At 69.7% G+C, this 21973-nt stretch carries 23 protein-coding genes; 12 read left to right on the top strand and 11 right to left on the bottom strand.

Features of this window, described 5'->3' with window-relative positions:
* Window positions 1-104 precede the first annotated feature (104 nt).
* Window positions 105-1046 (bottom strand): alpha/beta hydrolase family protein, encoded by a 942-nt coding sequence (locus KIK09_RS01975; protein ID WP_214316857.1) that lies wholly within the window; start codon window positions 1044-1046, stop codon window positions 105-107.
* 145 nt (window positions 1047-1191) lie between these two features.
* Here KIK09_RS01975 and KIK09_RS01980 point away from each other — a divergent pair, with 145 nt between their 5' ends.
* Window positions 1192-1803: a TetR/AcrR family transcriptional regulator gene (locus KIK09_RS01980; protein ID WP_214316858.1), complete on the top strand. Its 612-nt coding sequence runs from the start codon at window positions 1192-1194 to the stop codon at window positions 1801-1803.
* Window positions 1804-2199: 396 nt separating this feature from the next.
* Here KIK09_RS01980 and KIK09_RS01985 read toward each other — a convergent pair whose 3' ends face one another.
* Both KIK09_RS01985 and KIK09_RS01990 read right to left on the bottom strand, forming a co-directional pair.
* A complete protein-coding gene (locus tag KIK09_RS01985; RefSeq protein WP_308163889.1) occupies window positions 2200-2973 on the bottom strand; it encodes a TIGR03084 family metal-binding protein in 774 nt (257 codons plus the stop codon).
* Between the two features lie 397 nt (window positions 2974-3370).
* A complete protein-coding gene (locus KIK09_RS01990; RefSeq protein ID WP_214316859.1) occupies window positions 3371-3970 on the bottom strand; it encodes a TetR/AcrR family transcriptional regulator in 600 nt (199 codons plus the stop codon).
* A gap of 126 nt (window positions 3971-4096) precedes the next feature.
* Here KIK09_RS01990 and KIK09_RS01995 point away from each other — a divergent pair, with 126 nt between their 5' ends.
* The gene (locus KIK09_RS01995) at window positions 4097-4732 is read left to right on the top strand and encodes a biliverdin-producing heme oxygenase (RefSeq protein WP_214316860.1); all 636 of its coding nucleotides are present in this window, start codon (window positions 4097-4099) and stop codon (window positions 4730-4732) included.
* 37 nt (window positions 4733-4769) lie between these two features.
* On the opposite strand, the gene KIK09_RS02000 is transcribed toward KIK09_RS01995, so the two are convergent.
* Genes KIK09_RS02000 through KIK09_RS02010 form a run of 3 tightly spaced genes read right to left on the bottom strand, consistent with a single transcriptional unit; the run spans window position 4770 to window position 6783 of the window.
* A complete protein-coding gene (locus tag KIK09_RS02000; RefSeq protein WP_214316861.1) occupies window positions 4770-4958 on the bottom strand; it encodes a ferredoxin in 189 nt (62 codons plus the stop codon).
* Window positions 4955-6136, bottom strand: coding sequence for an NADH-ubiquinone oxidoreductase-F iron-sulfur binding region domain-containing protein (locus KIK09_RS02005; RefSeq protein ID WP_214316862.1), 1182 nt, complete (start codon window positions 6134-6136; stop codon window positions 4955-4957). The genes KIK09_RS02000 and KIK09_RS02005 overlap by 4 nt, the downstream gene beginning before the upstream one ends.
* Window positions 6133-6783 carry a biliverdin-producing heme oxygenase gene (locus tag KIK09_RS02010; protein WP_214316863.1) on the bottom strand — a complete coding sequence of 217 codons (651 nt, stop codon included), beginning with the start codon at window positions 6781-6783 and terminating at the stop codon, window positions 6133-6135. The genes KIK09_RS02005 and KIK09_RS02010 overlap by 4 nt, the downstream gene beginning before the upstream one ends.
* Before the next feature lie 111 nt (window positions 6784-6894).
* On the opposite strand from KIK09_RS02010, the gene KIK09_RS02015 reads away from it, so the two are divergent.
* Genes KIK09_RS02015 through KIK09_RS02040 form a run of 6 tightly spaced genes read left to right on the top strand, consistent with a single transcriptional unit; the run spans window position 6895 to window position 12588 of the window.
* The gene (locus tag KIK09_RS02015; protein WP_214316864.1) at window positions 6895-7344 is read left to right on the top strand and encodes a DUF1838 family protein; all 450 of its coding nucleotides are present in this window, start codon (window positions 6895-6897) and stop codon (window positions 7342-7344) included.
* Between the two features lie 58 nt (window positions 7345-7402).
* On the top strand, window positions 7403-8359 hold the full coding sequence (locus KIK09_RS02020; protein WP_214316865.1) for an ABC transporter permease: 957 nt from the start codon (window positions 7403-7405) through the stop codon (window positions 8357-8359).
* Window positions 8356-9198: an ABC transporter permease gene (locus tag KIK09_RS02025; RefSeq protein ID WP_214316866.1), complete on the top strand. Its 843-nt coding sequence runs from the start codon at window positions 8356-8358 to the stop codon at window positions 9196-9198. The genes KIK09_RS02020 and KIK09_RS02025 overlap by 4 nt, the downstream gene beginning before the upstream one ends.
* Window positions 9195-10721: an ABC transporter substrate-binding protein gene (locus KIK09_RS02030; RefSeq protein ID WP_214316867.1), complete on the top strand. Its 1527-nt coding sequence runs from the start codon at window positions 9195-9197 to the stop codon at window positions 10719-10721. The genes KIK09_RS02025 and KIK09_RS02030 overlap by 4 nt, the downstream gene beginning before the upstream one ends.
* Entirely contained in the window at window positions 10718-11623 is a 906-nt protein-coding gene (locus KIK09_RS02035) for an ABC transporter ATP-binding protein (RefSeq protein ID WP_214316868.1), read from the top strand. Before KIK09_RS02030 ends, KIK09_RS02035 begins: the two co-directional genes overlap by 4 nt.
* The gene (locus KIK09_RS02040) at window positions 11620-12588 is read left to right on the top strand and encodes an oligopeptide/dipeptide ABC transporter ATP-binding protein (RefSeq protein WP_214316869.1); all 969 of its coding nucleotides are present in this window, start codon (window positions 11620-11622) and stop codon (window positions 12586-12588) included. The genes KIK09_RS02035 and KIK09_RS02040 overlap by 4 nt, the downstream gene beginning before the upstream one ends.
* Before the next feature lie 41 nt (window positions 12589-12629).
* Here the strand turns inward: KIK09_RS02040 and KIK09_RS02045 are convergent, their stop codons facing one another.
* The 3 genes from KIK09_RS02045 to KIK09_RS02055 form a co-directional block, all read right to left on the bottom strand.
* Entirely contained in the window at window positions 12630-13211 is a 582-nt protein-coding gene (locus KIK09_RS02045; RefSeq protein WP_214316870.1) for a neocarzinostatin apoprotein domain-containing protein, read from the bottom strand.
* Window positions 13212-13371: 160 nt separating this feature from the next.
* Window positions 13372-14184, bottom strand: coding sequence for an IclR family transcriptional regulator (locus tag KIK09_RS02050; protein ID WP_214316871.1), 813 nt, complete (start codon window positions 14182-14184; stop codon window positions 13372-13374).
* A gap of 181 nt (window positions 14185-14365) precedes the next feature.
* The gene (locus KIK09_RS02055; RefSeq protein ID WP_214316872.1) at window positions 14366-15055 is read right to left on the bottom strand and encodes a FadR/GntR family transcriptional regulator; all 690 of its coding nucleotides are present in this window, start codon (window positions 15053-15055) and stop codon (window positions 14366-14368) included.
* Between the two features lie 101 nt (window positions 15056-15156).
* Here KIK09_RS02055 and KIK09_RS02060 point away from each other — a divergent pair, with 101 nt between their 5' ends.
* On the top strand, window positions 15157-16623 hold the full coding sequence (locus KIK09_RS02060; RefSeq protein ID WP_214316873.1) for a class I adenylate-forming enzyme family protein: 1467 nt from the start codon (window positions 15157-15159) through the stop codon (window positions 16621-16623).
* Window positions 16607-17800, top strand: coding sequence for a DUF4437 domain-containing protein (locus KIK09_RS02065; protein ID WP_214316874.1), 1194 nt, complete (start codon window positions 16607-16609; stop codon window positions 17798-17800). The genes KIK09_RS02060 and KIK09_RS02065 overlap by 17 nt, the downstream gene beginning before the upstream one ends.
* Window positions 17801-17916: 116 nt before the next feature.
* On the opposite strand, the gene KIK09_RS02070 is transcribed toward KIK09_RS02065, so the two are convergent.
* Entirely contained in the window at window positions 17917-19323 is a 1407-nt protein-coding gene (locus KIK09_RS02070) for a dihydroorotase (protein WP_214316875.1), read from the bottom strand.
* Window positions 19324-19346: 23 nt separating this feature from the next.
* On the bottom strand, window positions 19347-19691 hold the full coding sequence (locus KIK09_RS02075; protein WP_214316876.1) for a hypothetical protein: 345 nt from the start codon (window positions 19689-19691) through the stop codon (window positions 19347-19349).
* A gap of 82 nt (window positions 19692-19773) precedes the next feature.
* Here KIK09_RS02075 and KIK09_RS02080 point away from each other — a divergent pair, with 82 nt between their 5' ends.
* Together KIK09_RS02080 and KIK09_RS02085 are read left to right on the top strand one after the other, a co-directional pair.
* A complete protein-coding gene (locus KIK09_RS02080) occupies window positions 19774-20568 on the top strand; it encodes a cyclase family protein (protein ID WP_214316877.1) in 795 nt (264 codons plus the stop codon).
* Window positions 20565-21965: an MmgE/PrpD family protein gene (locus tag KIK09_RS02085; protein WP_214316878.1), complete on the top strand. Its 1401-nt coding sequence runs from the start codon at window positions 20565-20567 to the stop codon at window positions 21963-21965. The genes KIK09_RS02080 and KIK09_RS02085 overlap by 4 nt, the downstream gene beginning before the upstream one ends.
* The last annotated feature ends 8 nt before the right edge of the window (window positions 21966-21973 follow it).

The following is a 21973-nucleotide window of genomic DNA, read 5'->3' on the forward strand; positions in this document are numbered from 1 at the left end:
CTGTGCTGCGCCTCGCAGCACAGGCGCAGGGGTTCCGGGTGCGCTTGGCTGTGCCGTACACCGTCACCGCCCGCACCGCGCGGCGGGGCCTGGTGAGCCCCGCCCTACTTGCTGTGCAGGCTGCCCAGCGGGTTGGGGTCTTCCTCCAGCGCGGTGACCGCCGCCTTCCAGCTGGTGTCGTCGGGGTGGAGGGCGCTGCGCAGGAAGGCGGAGGTGAGGTGCTGGATCAGCGCGACGCGTGCGGGACTCTCGTCGGTCGTCTCGGCGACCTCGTAGCCGGGGATGCCGCCGAGCGAGTGCTCGGCCCCGAACAGCGTGAGCAGGCTCTTGTTCGCGGGGCTGTGGGTGTAGGGGTCGGTGAACCAGTCCGGTCCGCGGGTGGACAGGTGGGACAGGTCGTTGTCCCCGGCGACGATGAGAGCCGGGGTGGTCATGGTGTCGAAGGACGGCCGCATGAACGGGAAGTGCTCGGCGGCGAACGGGGTCAGGTCGTCGCCCAGGCCGGTCAGGGCAAGCAGCACACCCGCCTTGACGCGGGGGTCGGACAGGTCCTCGCCGGGATTGCCGTCGGAGTCCAGGACGCGCGCGCCCAGCAGGGTGCTCGCCGTCTGGGCTCCCCAGGAGTGGCCTGCCACCGCGACGCGACCGCGGTCCAGGCGCCCGGCCAGGCCGGGCACGGCGGCTTCCAGGACGTCGAGTCCGTCCAGCACGCGTGTGAGGTCCTCGATACGGATGCGCCAGATCCGCGGCGTCCTGGGGTCGTCGGCAGGCAGGCCGAGCGTACGTGAGTCGAGGTGGGTGGGCTGCAGGACCGCGAAGCCGTGGGCGGCCCAGTAGTCGGCCAGCGGGGCGTAGCCGTTCATCGACCAGCCGAAGCCGTGCGAGAAGACGATGATGGGCAGGTTGTCGCCGGTGGCGGGCGCGGACACCCGGACCTGCAGATCCTGCCCGCGGTCCGGGGCGGACAGCACGACCGGTTGCGCGGATACCACCGTCGCGGGCGAGTCGGCGGACTTCGGCGGGCCGGCAAGGCTCGAGGGGGACATGGATGCACCTTCGTTCGATTCGGTGGGGTGGAACGGCATGGCGACATGGCGCGGCCTGGTGGTCGGGCAGTTGATCTGGCACCATGAACAAGCGGGACGCTGTCCCGTTTGACGATACGGGACATTGTCCCGTTTATCAATGTCGATGGTGGAGGTAAACGTCGCCGTGAACGACAGCGAACCGGGCGCCGGGCGCGCGGGCAGGCCCAGGCGAGCCGACGCCCGGCGCAATGAGGAGACTCTGCTCGACGCGGCCGCCGCGGTCTTCGTCGCGTCGGGCATGGAAGCGCCGATACGCGACATCGCGGCCAAGGCCGGCGTGGGGACCGCCACGATCTACCGTCACTTCCCGACGCGAGCGGACCTCATCATCGCCGTGTACCGGCACCAGGTCGAAGCCTGCGCCGAGGCCGGTCCTGCCCTGCTGGCGACCAGCGCGACCCCGCACGCGGCACTGGAGCGATGGACCAACCTCTTCGTGGACTTCCTGGTCACCAAGCACGGGCTCGCCGCCGCGCTGAGGTCGGACAACGCCCAGTTCGACGCCCTGCACACCTACTTCGTGGACCGTCTCGTGCCTGTATGCGCCCAACTGCTCCAGGCCGCGGCGGCCGCCGGCGAGATCCACGCCGACCTGGAGGCCTACGAGCTCATGCGCGGCATCGGGAATCTCTGCATCGGCGCGGACAGCGACCCCGGCTACGACGCGCGCCGGCTGGTCGCGCTCCTGCTCGCAGGACTGCGCCAACCGCGCTGACCGTGGCGCTCACGACAGAGCCCTCTCAGGCCGCCTCCGCGCCGCGCCTTACGGGCGCGGTCGGCACCCAGGTGGTGACGATCCAGGGTCGCGGGAACCGCCAGCGGGAGACGCGGGGCGAGGACGGTAGCCAGGCGTGCTCCTCGCGCAGCGGCGCGTCCGCCGACGGCGTGCCTCCACTGCCCCGGCCCGTTAGAGGCGGAGCCGGGGCGATGGCGCAGCGGAGCGTCCGCGGACTGCGTCGCCCAGGGCGTCCGGACGGCGGCCCGCCCGCGCTTCAAGGCTTTTCCGACCAGGAGACCCAGGGGTCGCCGGCACGACGTGACTCGGCTCGACGCCCTCCAGCGGGATCGAGGTGAGGTCCGGACAGCGGCCGGCGGATCGCTATATGCCTCTTCAGAGGAAGACGCGAGCGATGTCAAGCCACTTGTCCGCGTCCTCGCCGACTGCCGTGAGGTCGGTCTCGGCTCGGGACCTGCGTTGAGTGACTCGAAGGCAGAAGTCGAGGGCACTGCCCTGAACCCGTTGCATGGCATCTTCTGGGCCCCATGCCCAGGATTGGCCGTCGGGACCAGTCAGCTCGACACGGAACGGCTCTGCCGGAGTAGGCAATTGGGCGGCGTAGAACGACAGCGCTCGTCCTATCACTCCCAACGAGGCCACCTGCTGGAGCCGACCCGTCGGACGGTGTGAGACGCCCACCGCATCGAAAACGTCCTGCCCGTGAGCCCACGTTTCCATCAGTCGAAGCGGCACCATGAGCGCCGCGGTCAACTGCGAGCCGTACCACGGAAACCCCTGGTCCAGCGGAAGGTCACGTAGCTCCGCCGCCACCTCGGCGCGACCGGCGCGCCATTGTTCCAGCAGCACCGATCGCGGTTTGGCTGCCCCCGCGGCGGCGTCGAGATCAGCGTATTGGCTGCCTGCGGCTTCCGCCTGCTTCAGCACAGCGTCGAACGCCTCCGGAGTCCGTATGGCGATGAGAACGTTCGCATCAGCTGCAGCAAGATGAGCGATCTGGTGGGCGATCGTCCACCCCGCTGCAGGCGTAGGCTTCGACCAGTCGGCCTGCGCTGATACCAGCGCGTCGAGCTCATCCCCTTCAGCCACCAAGTCGGGCAGAGCAAGGTCGCGCTCCACACCGGACAGGTCAAGGCCGTAGTCCAACACCGGTGTCACCTCCACACATCGACGGCAACGGGCTTGCCCCGTTTTGGACGGGTAAAGTTGATCTAGTGTGGTCAGGCTACCCGAGGTTGATCTCGGCAAGCCGTACTGGTTCTGGCGTCGCCGACAGGTGGGGAACCGCGGGCAGCCGCCCCATTTCGTCTTACGCACTGGTCGAACTACAGGTCAGCGGCTCGAGCGGCCACCGTTCGATCGGGCCGGCATCGGTTGACAGGGCGACTTAAGCGCCCTCCCTCGTGCATGGTGCGGCCGATGCCGTGGCCACCGAGCTCGGTGTTGGGCTACCGCCCAGATGAACGGCGGGCGGAGCATGTCCCCGGGCGACGCGCTGTACAAGCCGGGCGCTCGCGCCCGGGGGCTCCCCCGCCGGGCCTCGCAATCACCTGTTCTTGCGCAAGGCGTTCTGGACGAAGGCCGTGACGGTCTCGCGGGCCTGCTCCGCCGTCACCTCACCGCGAATGAGAGGGATGCGCTCGGCGCCGATGACCGCCATGATGCTGCGCGCCGCGGCTTCGGACTCGACTGTCCGGAACTCCCCGGAGCTCACGCCGTCGGTGATGATCTCGGCGAGTATCCGCTGCATCGGCGCGACATGGCCGGCGAGCGCGTGATAGGCATCCGGCCCCAGGGCGGCGGTCATCTCGGCGGCGCCCGGGTGCGGATGCGCCAGGAGGCCTTCGAGCTGGAGCCTGATGAAGGCGACGAGCCGCTCCGACGCGCTCGCCTGCGCGGGCAGCTCACGCTCGAACAGGTCGGCGAAGTACTCCGTCACCCGCTCGCTGAAGGCCAGCAGCAGCGCCGCCTTGTCCGGGAAGTAGTTGTACAGGACAGTGCGCGCCACCCCCGCCGCCGCGGCGACGTCGGTCATGGAGATGTCGTCGATGGGCCGGTCGCGCGACAGCTGGGAGATCGCCTCGAAGATGCGTTCCAGCGTCTGGGCACGGTGCTCACTGAGGTTCGCGGCGGAGATTCGGGGCACCTCAGCATCTTCGCACCTGGGCGATCCGGCAGCACCAAGCGAGCCCTGCGGAATGCCGTTCCATTGTTTTTGCGACATCATGTCACTATCTTTATGGCATATCGTCATAAAAGTCGAGGAGGACGCATGGAAGCCCTGTCCAAGCTGCTGTACCAGGGAACGACGGAGGCTCATCGCGCCGCCGAGAACACGCCGTACATGCTCGCTCTCTTCCAAGGCAAGCTGTCCCAGGAGGCCTACCGTCTCTGGCTGGTGCGCTTCCACGCCGTCTACACGGCGCTTGAGAAGGCCACCGAAGCCCTGCGGGACGACCCCAGGGTGGGCGTGCTCCACCTGCCGCAGCTCCACCGGACCGAGGCGATCGAACGAGACCTCGCCCACTTCTACGGCCGCGACTGGCGTCAGGCCTTGGAGACCTCACCGGCCACCGACGCCTACGTCGCACGGCTGAACAGGGTGCGCGACGAGTGGCCGTTGGGCCTGGTCCCCCACCATTGGATCCGCTACGCCGGTTACCTGCACGGCGGCGCCACTCTGGGCAAGATGCTCGCGACCACGTACGGCCTGAGCGAAAGCGAGGGCACCGCGTTCTACGACTTCGCGCAGATCGACGACACCCACGCGTTCGTCGGTGAATACCACGCCAGGATGAACGCGATCCCGGTCGCCGAGGACGACATCCCCACGCTGGTAGCCGAAGGCAACCAGGCTTTCAACGGCAATGCCGCCATCACCGTCGAACTGGGCGAGACTTTCGGCTGAGCGCTCCGGGGGCTGCCCCGACCAGGGCAGCCCTCGTTCACACCGTCCTGATGGCCTGGAGCGGGCAGGCTTCGACGGCCGCCTGGGCGTTGGCCTCCTGCTCCGGCGGGACCTCCTCGACGAGGACCTTGCCGTAGCCCCACTCGTCCATGGCGAACACCTCGGGGGCGAAACGCTTGCAGTAGCCCTTGCCATCGCAGACCGCGGCGTCGATCGCCACTTTCATGGATTCTCCTCAAGTCGAATGCGGAAGTCATGAGGAGCGCACGCGAGGCATCCGGAGTTCACGTGCGTCCACACCCGTTCCCTGTGGTGCCGGAAGAGCGAGCCGACGAGGGCGGAGACCGCGTCGGGCGTGGCGCAGTTGCCCCGCCCCGCCAGGCCTTCTCCCCAACGCTCCAGCCGCTCGACGTCCTCGCCGGCGGCCGCCCCTTCCGTGAGCCGGATCAGGACATCGGCGACACCCGCGCTGCCCTTGACGCATGACCCGCACTGGCCGGCGTTCTCCTCATCGAGGAAACGTGCGATGCCGGCGGCCACCCCGACCGGGCACTCTCCGGCCAGGAGCACGAAGGCGCCACACCCCAGCACGCTTCCCGCATCGGCGAAGGCCGCGTGCGTCAGTGGCAGCGCGAGCGCGGACGCGGGAAGCAGGCCACCGGCGAGCCCGCCCGCCACGACGCCGGTCACCCCTGTCGTGGAGCCCAGATGGAACGCGGCCAGATCGCCGAACGGCGTGCCGTACGGGATCTCGTAGAGGACCGGACCGCGGCCGGCGCCGGAGAGCGTCACCAGGAAGGTGCCCGGTGAGTCCTCGGTCCCGGCCGCGCGATATTCCTCCGGACCGAGATGTACGGCGAGCGCCAGCTGCGCCAGCGTCTCAACGTTGCTGACCAGCGTGGGCCTGCCGTCGAGGCCCGATTCCCACGGGCGGGGCGGCTTGGCCGCCGGGAGCGCAGGACCTCCGCCGACGGCACGGACGACGGCTGTCTCCTCCCCGGCCACGTAGGCGGCCGGCACCCGCACCACGTCGACGGCCTCGGGTGCGAGCTCGCGCAGGCGCGAAACCGCGACCGGATCGCTGAGACAGAGGAACGCGCGCTCGGCCTGGACCGCGCGAGCAGCCAGTTCCAGACCCCTGATCACCAGTTCGGGACGTTCGCGAAGAAGGTACCGGTCCTTGACCGAGGCGGGCTCGCCCTCCTCGCCGTTGCCGATCACGAACCCCGACGTCACCGAGCGGAGCTTCACCGCCAGGGGGAAGCCCGCCCCGCCCCGGCCTCGGATACCCGCCGCCGCCGCGATCTCCACGACCTGCTCACCGGTCGGCTCGGGCCCGCCGGCGAGGGGACCGGCCAGCAGGCGCGGCCGCCCGAGGGATCGCACCGGAACGGGAAAGCTCATGCGACCAGGTACTCGGGCAGCCGCTTGCCGATCTCGACGAGGACCTCGGTGTTGAGCTGGTAGGCCAGCAGGGTCTCGCCGATGATGCGCCTGCGCTGCACCTCGTCCAGGTTCAGGGCGTTGAGCTGCTCCCGGTACTCGATCTTGAACGCCTTGAGGTCAGGGATGCCGGGAAACAGATAGAAGCTGACGCCGCCCTCGTCCTCGAAGCCGTACGCACGCTCGGCGATCTTGCGGATGACCTGGCCGCCGGACAGGTCGCCCAGGTAGCGGGTGTAGTGGTGGGCGATGAACCCTCCCGGCCAGTCGGCGATCTGGTTGATCCGGGCGACATAGGTGAGGGTCGGCCTGGACGGCGCGATCTCCTCGCGCCAGTTCTCGCCGTACAGGGCCTCCAGGTCGCGCTCCAGCGCGGATACCCGCTCCAGCTCAGGACGGATGAACGGCTTGGCCACGGGGTCGTCGGCGAGCGCCCGACCGGCCTCTTCCAGGGCGACATAGGCGTAGTAGTGCTGGGCCACCATCTCGGCGTAACCGGCCCTGGAGACCTGCCCCTTCATCAATGCCTCCAGGTAGGCCGTGTGTTCGGCCCCCTCGTGGTCACTCCAGGTGACCGTCCGCAGCTCGTCGGCGAAGGTCTCTGCCATGTTCCACCCTCCCGGGCATTGCATCGGAATCGAGTTTCACGACACAGTGTCATCAAGCAGCGTACCGTCGTCAACGATTTAACGACACATTGTCACAAAAAGGAGGACGCTGTGGATCTAGTCCGGACCTTCTACCTGGACCCCGTCTCCCGGGAGATCCTGAGCGGCTGGGACAACCGGTACTCGAGCGAGCACGTGGAGGTCCTGCACGTGTGGAACGACCCGGTCAATCAGCGCTGGCCCGCCAAGCTGACGGCTCCCACGACCCGCATCGGGGATGACGTGGTCATCAACACCGACGTCCTGCTCGCCTACCCCTCTCCCCTGCCGCCCTCGGAGTTCCCGGCCAGCTCGGGCGATGCCACCTACCGGGCGATGGAGCTCTTCCAGTTCTTCGCCCGCGCAGCGGACCTCGACGATCCCGCCGTCGGCAACGTGCCGTGCACGCTGTACGCGTACGCCCCCGAGAAGTGGTCAGCCCCCAACGAGACCAGCTGGACCTCCTTCAAGAGGCACGCAATACATCGTTCGGACGATGGCGGCCCACGGTCCGACACCTAGGATTCCATCTCTATATACGGCATTCCGAGTATAGGAACAGCCTTGGAGAGTGGTCCATTTGACCTCCTACCTCCTCCGGCGCCTGATCGCCCTGCTGACCACGGTCTTCGTGGTGGTCTCGCTGGTCTTCATCCTCCTGCGGTTGTCCCCGGGCAGCCCGCTCTACACCCTGCTCGGTTACAGCTACAGCGAGGAGGGACGTGCCGCGGTGGCGGCACGGCTCGGGCTGGACGCCTCCATCCCTGAGCAGTACGTCCGCTACCTGGGCAGGCTGTTCACCGGCGACCTGGGGAACTCGATCTTCTCCGACCAGCCGGTCGGCGCCCTGGTCGGGGAGCGGTTGCCGGTCTCCCTGGAGCTGGGCCTGCTCGCGGCGGGAGTGTGGATGCTGCTGGGAATCCTCGCGGGGGCGATGGCCGCATTACGCCATGGCTCGTTGATCGACGGCTTCGTCCGGGTCATCAGCGTGGTCGCGATGTCCGTGCCCAGCTTCTGGCTCGGGCTGGTCTGTGTGCTGGTGTTCGGGGTCTACGTCGTGGGCGTGTTCCCTGCCGACGGCTATGTCCCGCTCAGCGAGGGGCTGGTCGCCCACCTCAGCAGCCTGGTGCTGCCCGCGTTCGTCCTCGGCCTGCCCGCGTTCGCCGTCGTCGCCCGGACATCGCGGGCCTCGCTGCTGGAGGTGCTCGAGCGCGACTACGTCTCGTTCGCCAGGGCCATCGGCCAGCCCCGGGGCGAGCTCGTCAGGAGGATCGCCCTGCGCAACGCGGCCGTGCCGGTCGTCACGGTCATGGGGCTGATGCTCGGGATGCTGGTCAGCGGGGCCGTCCTGGTGGAGAACGTGTTCGGCGTGCCGGGCATCGGGCAGCTCATGGTCGACTCCTTCCGCCGCCAGGACTATCCCGTCGCCGTCGGCTGCTGCCTGGCTGTGGCCCTGCTGTACCTGGTGACGAACCTGCTGGTGGACCTGGCCCAGCTCGCCATCGACCCCAGAGTGCGTGAGGGGGTCCTGCGGTGAGGCTGACCTGGTTCGGTGCCGGCTGCGCCGCGCTGTTCTGCCTGCTGGCCATCCTTGGGCCGTTGCTGGCCGGCAACCCGAACGCGACCGGAGCAGAGGTGCTGGCCGGCCCTAGCCTGGCCCACCCGTTCGGCACCGATCAGCTCGGCAGAGATCTCCTGGCCCGCACCGTGGACGGGACGCAAGTCTCGCTACTGGTGAGCCTGGCCGCGGTGGCGCTGGGCCTGCTTCTGGCCCTGCCGCTGGGCATCCTGGCCGGGTATCTGCGCGGCTCGTTTCTCGACGACCTGATCATGCGCGGCCTGGAGATCATCCAGGCGCTACCGATGTTCGTCCTGGCCATGTTCGTCATCGGCCTGAGCGGCACCGGCACCGTCCACCTGGGTCAGATCCCCATCACCATGACCACCAAGGTCGTGTTGCTGTTGGGCGTCGCCTTCATTCCCTATTTCGCACGCGTCGCCAGAGCGGCCACGCTCGTCGAAATGGGCCAGGACTACGTGCCCGCGCTCCAGGTCATCGGTGTCCGCCGCACCCGGGTGATCCTGGGCGAGCTGCTCCCCAACATCGCCCCGGCCATGGCCGTCCAGGCCTTCCTGGCCATGGCGCTGGCCATCTTCGCCGAAGGCGGGCTCGGCTTCCTGGGGCTCGGCATCCAGCTCCCCCAGGCCACTCTGGGCAACCTCACCGGCGGCGGTACCGGCTACCTGCCGGCCGGCATCTGGTGGTACTCCGTCCTGCCCGGCGCGGTCATGCTCGCCGGGATCCTCGGCTTCAACCTGATCGGCGACACCCTCTCCGATCGCCTCGGCGGACGCGCACCGAAGGAGACTCGATGACCTCAACCGCCTGGTCCAGGCGTCGCCTGCTGGCCACGCTGGGCGCGCTCCCGCTGGCCGCGTGCTCCTCCACGAACTCAGGCGCGGCCGACGGCAGGCTGCGCATCGGCATCCCCGCCGGCCCCGGCAACCTCAACCCGCTCGACTCCGGCAGCGAGGTCACCCGGTGGATCGCCGAGCCGGTGATGGAGACCCTCTACGACTACGGCGCCGACCTGCGCCCGGTGCCGCTGCTGGCCGCCGAGGCACCCGCGATCGCGCCGGACGGGCTCACCTGGACCATCCGGCTGAAGCCCGGAGTGACCTTCCACAACGGAGATCCCTTCACCGCCCAGCACGTCGTCGCCTCGCTCAACCACGTCGCCGCCTTCGCCAGCGGCAGCGAGTGGGTCGTCTACTTCCTCGGCTACTTCGCCGGCGCGCGCGCCGTCGACCCGAGCACGGTGGAGATCAAGCTCAACAAGCCGTACGGCCTGCTCCGCTCCCACCTGACCAACCTGCCGATCACCCACAGGGACTACGCCGACCGCAAGGACGCGATGATGGGCACCGGCCCCTACCGGCTCGACAAGGTGACGGCCGGGCTCGGCTACGCCATGAGCGCCTACCCCGCCTACCACGGCCCCAAGCCCGCCTACCCGCGGCTGGACTTCCAGATCATCCCCGACGGCTCCACCCGCGCGGTCAACCTGCGCGCCGGCAGCATCGACCTGGCCACCGAACTTCCGGTCGCCTCCCTGCCCCTGCTCCAAGGCCAGTCCCAGGTCATCGTGCATCGTGTGGACGCCCCCATCGACCTTCTCTCCTACGTCAAGGTCGGCGATCCCCCGTTCGACAACGAGAACTTCCGGCACGCGGTGGCCCTGGCCACCGACCGGAAGGCCGTCAACGACAAGGTGTACGGCGGAGCCGCCACCATCGGTCAAGGCCCCATCGGGCCCGCCGAACGCGGTTACGACCCCGGCCTGCGGGTCTTTCGCGCCGCTCCGGACCTGGCGGAGGCCCGCGAACTGCTGAAAGGCGTGGACGACCCCTCCTTCACCCTCACCATCAGCGCCGGGCAGACCATGGAGGACATCGCCCAGATCCTCGTACAGGGCTGGCAGCGCGCCGGTATCGCCGTCAAGCTCGAGGTGCTGCAGGGCGGCCCCTGGGCGCAGCGCTGGATCTCCGGCAAATACCAGATGATCATGAACCGTTACTCCAGCGGGTTCACCAGCGGCGACGCCAACTACCTGACGCTCTCCCCGGCCCTGTCCACGAGCGTCCTGGCCTGCGGTTACCACAACGAGGCCGTGGACGCCGCCATCGAACGCATCTGGGCCACCGACGACCAGGCCGAACGCGATCGGCTCCTCACCAAGGTCAACGCCCGGCTGGCCCAGGACGCGGTGATGTTCCCGCCGGTCTACCCCAAGATGATCGTCGGCCAGCGAACGAGCGTCACCCCGCTCAGCCCGGCCCGGATGCGCATCAGCCGCCTGGGTACCACGTCCCTCCGGCCCCTGCGGGGAACGGGATGAGCGACCTGCTCACCGTCACCGGCCTGCACGTGGACTATCCAGGCGTGCGGGCCGTGCACGATGTCTCCTTCACACTGCGCCGTGGCGAGATCCTCGGCCTGGTGGGCGAGTCGGGCAGCGGCAAGAGCAGCGTGTGCGCGGCTCTCACCCGCGTCCTGCCCGCGGGGGCCCGGATGGCGGCGCGAGCCGTACGGCTCGGCGACCAGGAGTTGACGGGTCTCACCGACCAGGAGATGCGCCGGCTGCGGGCCACCCGCATCGGTGTCATCCCGCAACGACCCATGACCTCGCTCAGCCCGGTCACCCCCGTGCTCCGTCAGCTGCGCTGGCACGCCTCGGACGCCGACCTGCCCGACCTGCTGGCCCGGACAGGGCTGCGCGCCGTACTGGACCGGCCCCGCGACTACCCCCATCGCTTCTCGGGGGGCCAGCTCCAGCGCCTGCTCATCCTCATCGCCGCGCTGGCCAGGCAGCCCGATCTGCTCATCGCCGACGAGCCGACCACCACCCTGGACCCCACCGTCCAGGCCCAGGTGCTCCGGCTGATACTCGATCTGCGCGACCGGCTCGGCCTGGGCATCCTCTACGTCACCCACGACCTGGCCGTGGTGGCGCAGGTCTGCGACCGCGTTGGGGTGATGTACGGCGGGCGCCTGGTGGAAACGGGCAGCGTCGAGCAGATCTTCGCCTCCCCGCGCCATCCCTACACCCAGGCGTTGCTCTCCGCGCTTCCGGGACGCGCGCCCACCGGATCGCGCCTGGGCAGGCTCACCCCCGGCCCCGTCGCCCGGCAAGGCTGCCCGTTCGCGCCGCGCTGTCCCGTCGCGATGGACGTGTGCGCCGAACAGGATCCGCAGCCCGTCCTCGACGTCCGGTGCCACCACACGGAGGACTCGCCATGACGCCGCTCATCGAGCTCGACCACGTCACCCACCGCTACCCCCTGGCCCGGCGCCGGGTCGTGCACGCGGTCGAAGACGTCTCACTCCGGCTGGACGCGGGCCAGACCCTGGCCGTGGTGGGCGAGTCCGGGTGCGGCAAATCGACCCTTGCCCGCCTTGCCGTCGGGCTGCTCACGCCGACCACGGGAAGCGTGCGGATTTCCGGCGAACCGTCCACCCCTGCCCTGAGCCGTACCGCACGCCGCGCGGTGCAGTTCGTGTCCCAGAACCCCTGGTCGGCACTGAACCCGCGCAAGACGATCGGCCATTCGGTCGGCCTGCCGCTCCTCGCTCACAAGCTCTGCGCGACCAAGGGTGAACGTTCCCGACGGGTGGCTGAGCTCCTGGAGCAGGTCGGACTGCCCGCGGACTACGCGCGCCGCCGTCCCGCGGGGATCAGCGGCGGTGAGCTTCAGCGCGTCACCATCGCCCGCGCGCTCGCCGCCCGGCCTCGCGCCATCGTGCTGGACGAACCGACTGCCAGCCTGGACGTCGGCGTGACGGCGACCGTCGTCAATCTGCTCCTCGACCTGCGCGAATCCCTGGATGTGGGCTACCTGCTCATCACTCACGAGCTCGACATCGCCCGCCACCTCGCCACCCGCGTCGCCGTGATGTATCTGGGCAGGATCGTCGAGCACGGCCCGGCGGCGGAGGTCTTCGGCTCTCCGCGTCACCCCTACACCCGCACGCTGCTGGCCGCGGTCCCCGTCCCCGATCCCACACGGAGGCAGCTCATCGCCGTTCCCGGTGAGGTTCCCTCCTCCGTCCATCCCCCGCCCGGCTGTGCCTTCCATCCGCGCTGCCCGCATGCGACCGCCGCCTGCCGGGATGAGGTGCCTGCGCTGGTCGAGCTCGCCGGTCACGCGGGCAGGCACAGCGCCTGCCTGCGTGACCAGGAGATATCCCATGCGGCCGACGTCTGATGGCGGGCCGGTCGTCCCGGCCCGCCCTCGCCGGTCACCGATCAGGCGGTACGGCGGCGCCGGACCAGGACGATCGCCACCACGACCAGCAGCACGACCACGATCCCCACCCCGATGAGCGGCAGCGTGTTCGAGCCGCCGTCATCGGCGGCAGCCGGAGCCACCACAGGCGAGGCGGCGGGCTGCTGGGCAGCCGGAGAGCCCGGCGAGGCCGGGGCCGCCGCGAAGGTGATGGCGAGCTGGGCGAAGTTGTGCGTGTCGCGCGGGTTGGCGGGGTCGTTGGTCATCAACGCGCACGTGGTGGCCGTGCAGTCGGTGGCGCCGAAGGTCGCGACCGGCTTGATCTTGACCTCCAGCTTGCCGTCCCCGTCGGTTGTCGCCCTGGCGAAGTTGCCGGTGTCGCACGCCTTGCCGGGCGGCTGCTTCGTGTCGCAGACCGCCAGGAAGAGCGCGGTCTTGGGGGTGAACCCGGTCCCGGTCACCGTGATCTCGGTTCCGGCGGTCAGGTCGCTGCTCTGACTCGCGGTCAGCTCGGGCTTGGCGTTCGCGGCGGCGGCCGGACCCGCCACCACGGCCAGAGCGGTGACGAGAGCGACGGTCCATCTGCGAAGTGTGCGGGGCATCGATGGCCTCCCTGGGCGAGCCGGTCCCCCGAATCGTTCGGAACACTGTTTCACGACACAGTGTCACAAAACAAGGCGATGCCAAAGGACGCACATGTTCGGGATCCTGATGACCCGCCCTCGTTCGCCGTCTTCGCGGCAGGAGTGGCGCCGTTCGTGGCTAGCTCGGGACGTGTCCCATCTGGGCCGAGAGCTGGGCCGTCGCTTCCACGAGGACCTCTGCCGCCTGCTTCTCCTCACCGCGGAAACGCTCCAGCGGGCCACAGACGCTGATGACCGCGGCAGGCCTCCCATGATGGTCGAAGACGGGCGCGGCGACCGAGGCGGAGCCGGGCTGGCGCTCGGCGCTGGACTTCGCGTAGCCGCGGCGGCGGATCGCCGCCAGATCCTTGCGCAGGACGTCCTCGTGAACGAGGGTGCGTTCAGTCAGGCGTGTGAGCGGGACGGTCCGGAAGTAGTCATCGATCTCCTCGTCGGTGAGATACGCGAGGAACGCCTTGGAGGAGGCGCCGGCGTGCAGCGGGTAGGGCACGCCGAGCGTGACCGACATGATCACCTCGCGGCTGGGGGTCACCTGGTCCACGTACACCCGCATGTAGCCGGTGCGGATCGACAGCGTGGCGGTCTCGGACAAGGTCCGGGACAGCGTGACCAGCGTCGGCGCCGCCAGGCGGCGAACGTCGAGCCGGTCGAGGTAGGCCAGCCCCAGCCGCATCGCCGTCAGGCCGAGCGAGTAACGCCGGGTCTCCTCGTCCAGCTCGACGAGGCCGCGCAGCCGCAGCGAGGCCAGGATGCGATGAACGGCCGCCTTGGACATCTCCAGCTTCTCGGAGATCTCGGTGACACCGAGAGTCCTGGAGTCAGGCTCGGCGAACAGCACGAGCACGTCGGCGGCCCGCTCTACCGTCGCGACCGTCTGACTGGCGCCCTCGGAGGCCCGGCGGCGCAGCGGCTTGGAGGTGTCTATCGGCATGTGCTGTTCCTACTCATCGGCAAACCCCCTGGTACGGGTGTCAGGCAAATCCCACCACGTTTCCCGGGGCGCGCGTTCGATTTACGCTCCGCACCCCTCTCTCTGCAGGGGCGGTATACCGTACAGTCTGGAACATCTTTCCCGAAAATGGAACGACCAGCAACCGAGGCACGATCAGGGTTCAGCGAGCCATCGCGATGTACGCCGAGCGGAGATGCGTCAGGTGGGCGTGCGCGGCCTCGCGCGCCCCGTCCTGATCACGAGCGGACACGTGGCCGAAGATCTCGCGATGGTCCCGGTCGACCTGCGTCCAGAAGTCCGCGGGCGCCTTCTCCCTCAAGAGCCCCTCCTCCAGCACCTGGAAGACGGGCCGGGCGACGATCTCGAGCAACGGATTGCCCGAGGCGCGCAGCAGGACCTGGTGGAAGCCGCGGTTCGGCTCGTACATCTCCTCGACCGCCAGCTCCGCAGGATCGAAGAGGGTGGTCCGCAGCTCTTCCAGGTCCTGTTCCGTACGGCGGAGCGCGGCCAGCCCGGCGGCGGGCACCTCCAGCAGGTCGCGCACCTCGAGGAGGCCGTCGACGGCCTCCTCGGCGTCCACGGCGAGCAGACCGAGGCTGGTCTTGAGATAGGCGCTGATCTGGTCGGGGCTGGGAACGGCGACGAAGCTGCCACCGGACACGCCCCGGGTGGTGACGATCAGGTTCTGGCTGGCCAGGAGACGCAGCGCTTCCCTGACCGTGCTGCGGCTCACCCCGTAACGGGCCGACAGCTCGGGCTCGACGGGGAGACGATCACCGGGGCGGAACTCCCCCGCGATGATGCGACCGCGCAGGTCCGCGGCCAGATGCTGGTAGGCGGGAACGCTCACGCAGCGATCCTATGCGAAAACGTCAGACTTTCCGTTGACGACAGAGGACCTTGCGCGCCATGATTTTGAAATAGCGTTTCTTTATGCGGAACGGAGGCTCGATGCAGCTCTCCATCGCGGGCGGCATCCGCGAGTTCGCGAGGGCGACTCCCGAGGCGATCGCGGTGATCGACGGAGACCGCCGGCTGTCCTACCGTGGCCTGGACGATCGCTCGAGCCGCCTGGCCAACGCCTTGCTGGCCGCGGGGTTACGCCGGGGTGATCGCGTCGCCGTGCTGCTCGGCAACCGGATGGAGTATCCCGAGATCGCGGCGGGCGTGTCCAAGGCCGGACTGGTCATGGTGCCGCTCAACCCGCGCATGACACCGGCCGAGTCGGTCTACGTGCTCGGACACTCCCGGAGCCGGGCCCTGATCATGGATGCCGCGCTCGCGGCCACCGTCGAGGGCGTCGACCTGCCGGACTTCGTCCTGGCAGTCGGGGGCGCGCCATCGTACGAAGCAGCGCTGGCGGCGGCAGGCTCCGCCGATCCGCGGGTGGCGGTCGACGAGCGTGATCCGTTCTGCGTGGCCTACACGGCCGGGACCACCGGCAACCCCAAGGGTGTGATGATCAGCCACCGTTCCCGCGTGCTCACGTTCTACGGTGCGGCGCTGGAGTGGGGCCTCGGCCCTGGGCGCAGGTCGATCGCGGTCGCGCCGATGTACCACGGCGCCGGATTCGCCTTCGGCTACGCGCCGGTGTTCACCGGCGGCACCGTTGCCATGCTGCGTTCCTGGGATCCCGAGCGGTTGCTGGCGATGATCGAGCGCGAGCGGGCCCAGTCGGTCTTCCTCGTCCCCACGCACGCCCACATGCTGCGCGCGGCGGGGCTCGGGACACGCGACCTGTCATCGCTGGACACGCTCTACTTCAACGCCGCCGCGCTGCCCGGCCCGCTGAAGGAATGGGTGATGGAGAGCTTCCCCCAGGCCGGCGTGCATGAGCTGTACGGTTCGACCGAGGCGGGGATCGTGGCGAACTGCCGCCCCGCCGACGCCCGCCGCAAACTCGGCTCGGTCGGCACCCCCTGGTTCATGACGGAGATCAGGATCGTCGGCGGCGAGCTCTTCAGCCGCTCGCCGTACCTGATGAACGGCTATCTCGACGATCCGGCGGCCACCGCGGCCTGCACCACCCCGGACGGCTTCCTCACCAGCGGCGACATCGTCCGGCAGGACGAGGACGGCTACCTCTACATCGTCGACCGCAAGAAGGACATGATCATATCGGGCGGCGTCAACATCGCTCCCCGCGAGGTCGAAGAGGTCATCGCCAGGTTCCCAGGCGTCGCCGAGGCCGCCGTCGTCGGCCTCCCCGACGACCGGTGGGGCGAGACGGTCGCCGCCTTCGTCGTCGCGCTGCCGGGGGCCGCGGTGGACACCGAGGCTCTGGTCAGGCACTGCCGCGCGGCTCTGGCCGGCCCCAAGCTCCCCCGGCACGTCGAGATCGTCCCGACGCTGCCACGCAACGCCGCAGGCAAGATCCTCAAACGCTCGTTGAAGGAGGGGCATGCGTCCCCACGTTGAAGTGATCCACGAGGACGACTACATCTGGCACGCGGCCGAGTTGGCCGGCGGGGAGGGCAGGGCCGGCGAGCGCCGGCTCTCCGTGGACGAGGAGGACGGGTCGTCGTCCCTTCGCATCGACTTCCACACCGACTGGGGCCGAGGACCCGGGGTGCACCATGCGACCACCGAGTTCTACGTGCTCGACGGCACGATGACGTACGGCGGGCGGACCATCGGCAAGGGCGGCTACCTCTACCTGCCGAAAGGCGTCCCGGCGGACTGGGTGAAGTTCAGCGCCGGCACCAGGGTGCTGCACTATCGCGAGTACGGCGACGCGGGGTTCGATCCCGGCGCCCGGCGCTGGGCAGACGCCCGCGAGGACGTCATCGTGATCGACTCCGACGCCATGCCGTGGGACGCCGTCCCGAACCCGGGTCCGATGCCGGGGCTGTACATCAAGTACCTGCACGTCGACCCGGAGACCGGCTTCTACACCAGGCTCGTGCACGCTCAACAGGGCTGGGCCGATCACCGCCTGGCGCACCATCCGTGCTACGAGGAGGCCTACACGGTTCAGGGACTGATGGAGTACAACTTCGGGACCCTGGACCTGGGCACGTACTTCTTCCGCCCGGCCCGGGTCAAGCACGGCCACTTCACCTCGATGGAAGGCGGCGCGACCTGGCTGCTGCGTTCCGACGGGGAGCTGTTCAACTGGTACACCGAGAACGAGTGGGTGCGCTGGGGCGGCGAGGCGATCAACTACGGGCCTGAGGGCGGGCGGATGCGCTGGTCGCAGTCCACCCACGACCTGGGCCGCGGCTCCGCCCGGCGTACCGAGGAGCACCTGGAGATGCTCCAGGCGTCCCTGGACTTCACCCGGTCGCAGGGCGCCACCGACCACGACTACTTCCCGCCGGGCCGGGGCACGGACAAGAGCTTGATCGCCATCGCCAAGGCGCTGGACGCCGCGCGCCTGGGGGGAGGCCACGACGACCACGGCCACTCCCACGACCTCCCGGACCTCGACTGGGGCGCCGATCCGGCCTCCGTGGAGCATCGGGACGAGCGTGACTCGCACAACTGGGGCAAGGGACGCTCCTGGAAGCCCGGCGATCCGATCCCGGCACCGATCGTCTCCAGCCTCCCTGTCCGCAGCCGCTCCCGCGGCCGCTGGGACGGCGACGGCATGTAGACCGCAAGACTTCCCGCGCGGCTCACCCAGCGGTGGAGAGGGCCGGTCCGACGGCCGACATCTGTGCCCCGCCCAGCTGGAGGTTCTCCAACTGGGCGCGGGCCTTGGGTTCTGGCTTACCGGAGATAGGCTCCGCCAGGCTCGCCCACCACCTCGCCGTCGCGGAAGGCGACCCGGCCGCCGACCACCGTGCCGACCGGCCATCCGGTCACTTCCACCCCTTCGAAGGGGCAGTGGTCCTGCCCGGAGAGCAGCAGGTCCGCGGTGACCGTCCGGGTCAGCCCGGGGTCGACCACGGTGAGGTCGGCGTCGAACCCCACCGCCAGGCTCCCCTTGCGGCCCCACAGGTTGTACGCCTTGGCCGGATTGGCCGACGCCACCTCGGCGATCCTGGTGAGGCTGAGCCCCCGCCTCAGATGTCCCTCCGAGAACAGGACCGGATACAGCAGTGCCGTCCCGCCGAACCCCGGCCGGGCGGGCCAGAGGGCATCGCCCTTGTGCTCCTCCAGGCAGCAGGCGTGGTCGGAGGCCACCCAGTCCACCCGGCCGTCCGCGACGCCGGCCCACAGCGCCTCGTTGTGCTCCCGGGTGCGGATCGGAGGGTTGACCTTGCCCCCCAGCCCGCCGCGGGCGTCGAGGTCGTCGCAGTCCAGGCACAGGTGATGCAGGGTGGTCTCGCGCCTGGCGACCGTACGGCAGGCGGCGTCGAGAGCCTGGGCGCTGGACAGGTGAAGGAGGTTGATGTTCACACCGGTGTGCGCGGCGATCGCGGCGGCCTCGGCGATCGCCACCTCCTCCGTCAGCGGGGGCCGCGCCTCGTGGTAGGCCCGCAGGTTCTGCGGTGCGCCACCGCGCTGCACGCGGTCGATGAACACGCGCATCAGCTCCGACTGCTCGCAGTGCAGGCTGAGCGAGATCCGCTCGTCCGGACGCATGCGCTGGACCTCGGCCAGCTTCTCCATGATCAGGAAGAGGTGGCCCAGGTCGTACTCGTCGCCCATGGTGAAGCCGCGCGCGTCCCTGCTGTTGGCCGCCAGGTCGAAGCCCTTGTAGAACATGTAGTACTTGTAGGAGGTGATCCCGTGGTCGGTCACCAGCTGCGGGATCTCCTCGATCTGCTCGACGGTCATGGGCGCCAGATGGAAGCCGTAGTCGGTCCAGGCCCTCCCTTCCACCGCCTCCAGCACCTCGGGGAAGATGGTCTTGTAGGGGCCGGTCCTGTCCAGGTAGTGCTGCCCGGTCCGGAAGTACGACAGCACGCTCGTGGCGCCGCCGACCAGCGAGGAGCGCGTCTCCTCGAAGGCGTCGAGCCCCAGGTCCCGGTAGATGCCGATGTGGAAGTGGGCGTCCACCGCGCCGGGGAGCACCACCTTGCCGGTCGCGTCGAGGATCTCCTCGGCGCCGGCCAGGTCCTGGCCGATCGCCACGATCCTGCCGTCGGAGACGGCCAGGTCGGCGCGGATCTCACCGTGATAGGGGAGCACCAGCACCCCGCCCTTGACGAGCAGGTCGTAACGTGCCATCGGAGGTTCCTTCCTGTCGTGGGTCACCTGCGGCTGAACCCGGTGGCGACGGGCGGGTCCGTCATGATCCGGGTGTCGAGGAAGTCCCACCACTCCTCCTGCGACACCCGCTCCGACTCCCACGCGTCGTCGGCCTTGAGACCGCTCAGGGCCTTGCGGTAGGCGCCCCAGGCGGCCTCGTCATCGAAGGCCGCCCAGTTCTCCAGCGTGTACACGTCGCCGACCACGCTGTAGTACCAGCGCACCTCGTTGACCATGGGCAGGTCGCGGTAGAACCAGCGCTCCCTGTCCTCCAGCCAGGCCCAGAACTCCTTCATGTTCCGGCGCGCCCGCTCGCTGAGCCGCATGCGGTAGACGAGATAGATCATGTGGTTCCCTTCGCGTAACGGTCCCCGCGTGACGTACAGTTTGAAACATCATTCCGCATATGGGAACAGTTTCGGAGTTGTCATGTGGCAATCCATCGCCCGGGCCCGCATGTTCGACCTGGCCCAGCCCATGCGCACGGGCATGCCGCAGTCACCCAACCACCCGCCCTTCCGCATGACCCTGGAGCGCAGACACGGCGACCGGGTCAGGCCTGACGGCGGTTCGGCCGCCAACGAGCTCATCGTCACCGGTGGTCATGTCGGCACGCACGTCGACGCCCTGGCCCACGTCTCCCAGGAGGGACTGCTGTACGGCGGGCGGCCCGCGTCCTCCGTGATGTCGCACGAGGGGTTCAGCGACCTGGGGATCGACGCGTTCGCGCCCTACGCCGGGCGCTGCGTGCTGCTCGACGTGGCCGCCGTGCACGGCGTGGACACCCTGCCCGCCGGCTACGAGATCACCGTCGGGGACCTGGAGCGGGCGGCCGAGGGACTCGAGGTCGGCGAGGGAGACGCGGTGCTGATCGGCACCGGGTGGTCCCGGTTGTGGGAGGACCGGGACGTGTTCGTGGGCCTGCGTGACGGGGTTCCCGGCCCTGGTGAGGCCGCAGGACGGTGGCTGGCCGAGCGGCGACCGCGGGTGGTCGGCGGGGAGAGCATCGCCTTCGAGCACATCGCCGCCGGCCGCGGCCACGCCACGCTGCCGGTTCACCGCATCCTCCTGGTGGACTCGGGGATCAACATCGTCGAGACGATGCGGCTGGCGGAGCTGCTCGACGCCGGGATCCGGGAGTTCCTGCTGGTGCTGAACCCGCTGCCGATCGCGGGCGCCACGGGCGCGCCCGTCCGGCCCCTGGCTTTCGCGGAGGCGTCGTGACCACCCATGTGCAGGAGCTGGCGGCATTCGCGGCGAGCTGCCGCGACGCGGGCATTCCGGGTGCCGTGGCCGAGGACGCGACCAACCGGATCCTCGACGCGATCGGCAACTGCCTGGCCGCCTACGCCGAGCGGGACGGCGACGCCGCTCCGGCCGTCCTGCGCGCCGCGCGTCGCTGGGGCGGGGCGCAGGACGCCACGGCGATCGGCAGCGGCGACCGGCTGCCCGCGCCCTCGGCCGCCCTCGTCAACGGCACGCTCGCGCACTGCCTCGACTTCGACGACACCCATCTGCCGTCCGTCCTGCACCCCAGTGCGTCGGTGGTGCCCGCCGCCCTGGCCGTCGCCGAGTCCGCCGGCTCGACCGGAGCCGCACTCGTCGCGGCGGTGGCGGCGGGGATCGAGGTGACCAACCGCCTGGGCATGGCCTCCTACCTGCCGCAGGCCCGCAACTCCCTCTTCTTCGACAGGGGCCAGCACGCCACGTCGATCTGCGGCACCCTCGGCGCTTCCGTCGCCGCCGCCCTCCTGTACCGCCTGCCGGCAGAGGGCATCGCCGACGCGATGGGCGTCGCGGCCAGCATGGGCGCCGGCCTGCTCGAGGCCAACCGCACCGGGGGCACCGTCAAGCGGGCGCACTGCGGCTGGGCGGCCCACGCGGGAGTGGCCGCCGCCGTACTGGCGGCGGAGGGGCTGACCGGGCCGCCGACCGTGCTGGAGGGCAGGTTCGGCTTCTTCCGGGCGTGGATCGACGGCCGCTACGACGCCGGCGCGCTGCTGTCGGGGCTCGGCGAGCGCTGGGAGCTGCTGCGGACGGTCTACAAGCCCTATCCGGCCAACCATTTCACGCATCCCGCCGTCGACTGCGCTCTGGCGCTGCGCGCCGGGGGGCTCGATCCCGGCGAGGTCTCCGCGATCGAGCTCGGCGTGGCGGCGCCGGTCCTGCGCACGATCGCGGAGCCCGCGGAGGAGAAGGCGCGGCCCCGCTCGCCGTACCACGCGAAGTTCTCGGGTCCTTACGTGCTCGCCTCCGCTCTGCTGGGCGGCGGCGGTCTGGGGCTGTCCCCGGACGACTTCACCGAGCTCGATCCGGTACGGCTGGCTCTGGCCGAGCGGGTGCGATGCGTGGCCGACGAGCGGGCCTCGGAGCTGTTCCCTCGGGCGTTCGCTGCCGTGGTGCGCGTCCGGCTGCGCGGCGGCGGGTTCGCGGAGCATCGGGTGGACTCCTCCCGCGGCGGGCCGGAGCATCCGCTGTCGCGTGAGGAACTGGAGGTCAAGTTCCGCCTCAACGCGCAGCGGGCTCTTCCCGATGAGCGGGTGGACGAGCTGGTGTCCGCGGTACGAGAGCTGGCGGAGGCGGCCACGGTTGCCCGGCTACTCGAAGCATGTTCCGCGTAACGGAACAC

This window comes from Nonomuraea sediminis (assembly GCF_018531495.1).
Taxonomy (GTDB): domain Bacteria; phylum Actinomycetota; class Actinomycetes; order Streptosporangiales; family Streptosporangiaceae; genus Nonomuraea; species Nonomuraea sediminis.

Excerpts from the sequence above, each read along its gene's own strand:
- KIK09_RS01975 (WP_214316857.1), bottom strand. The coding sequence starts at position 1,046 with ATGTCCCCCTCGAGCCTTGCCGGCCCGCCGAAGTCCGCCGACTCGCCC.
- KIK09_RS01980 (WP_214316858.1), top strand. The coding sequence starts at position 1,192 with ATGGTGGAGGTAAACGTCGCCGTGAACGACAGCGAACCGGGCGCCGGG.
- KIK09_RS01995 (WP_214316860.1), top strand. The coding sequence starts at position 4,097 with ATGGAAGCCCTGTCCAAGCTGCTGTACCAGGGAACGACGGAGGCTCAT.
- KIK09_RS02000 (WP_214316861.1), bottom strand. The coding sequence starts at position 4,958 with ATGAAAGTGGCGATCGACGCCGCGGTCTGCGATGGCAAGGGCTACTGC.
- KIK09_RS02005 (WP_214316862.1), bottom strand. The coding sequence starts at position 6,136 with ATGAGCTTTCCCGTTCCGGTGCGATCCCTCGGGCGGCCGCGCCTGCTG.
- KIK09_RS02010 (WP_214316863.1), bottom strand. The coding sequence starts at position 6,783 with ATGGCAGAGACCTTCGCCGACGAGCTGCGGACGGTCACCTGGAGTGAC.
- KIK09_RS02030 (WP_214316867.1), top strand. The coding sequence starts at position 9,195 with ATGACCTCAACCGCCTGGTCCAGGCGTCGCCTGCTGGCCACGCTGGGC.
- KIK09_RS02035 (WP_214316868.1), top strand. The coding sequence starts at position 10,718 with ATGAGCGACCTGCTCACCGTCACCGGCCTGCACGTGGACTATCCAGGC.
- KIK09_RS02040 (WP_214316869.1), top strand. The coding sequence starts at position 11,620 with ATGACGCCGCTCATCGAGCTCGACCACGTCACCCACCGCTACCCCCTG.
- KIK09_RS02045 (WP_214316870.1), bottom strand. The coding sequence starts at position 13,211 with ATGCCCCGCACACTTCGCAGATGGACCGTCGCTCTCGTCACCGCTCTG.
- KIK09_RS02050 (WP_214316871.1), bottom strand. The coding sequence starts at position 14,184 with ATGCCGATAGACACCTCCAAGCCGCTGCGCCGCCGGGCCTCCGAGGGC.
- KIK09_RS02060 (WP_214316873.1), top strand. The coding sequence starts at position 15,157 with ATGCAGCTCTCCATCGCGGGCGGCATCCGCGAGTTCGCGAGGGCGACT.
- KIK09_RS02065 (WP_214316874.1), top strand. The coding sequence starts at position 16,607 with ATGCGTCCCCACGTTGAAGTGATCCACGAGGACGACTACATCTGGCAC.
- KIK09_RS02070 (WP_214316875.1), bottom strand. The coding sequence starts at position 19,323 with ATGGCACGTTACGACCTGCTCGTCAAGGGCGGGGTGCTGGTGCTCCCC.
- KIK09_RS02075 (WP_214316876.1), bottom strand. The coding sequence starts at position 19,691 with ATGATCTATCTCGTCTACCGCATGCGGCTCAGCGAGCGGGCGCGCCGG.
- KIK09_RS02080 (WP_214316877.1), top strand. The coding sequence starts at position 19,774 with ATGTGGCAATCCATCGCCCGGGCCCGCATGTTCGACCTGGCCCAGCCC.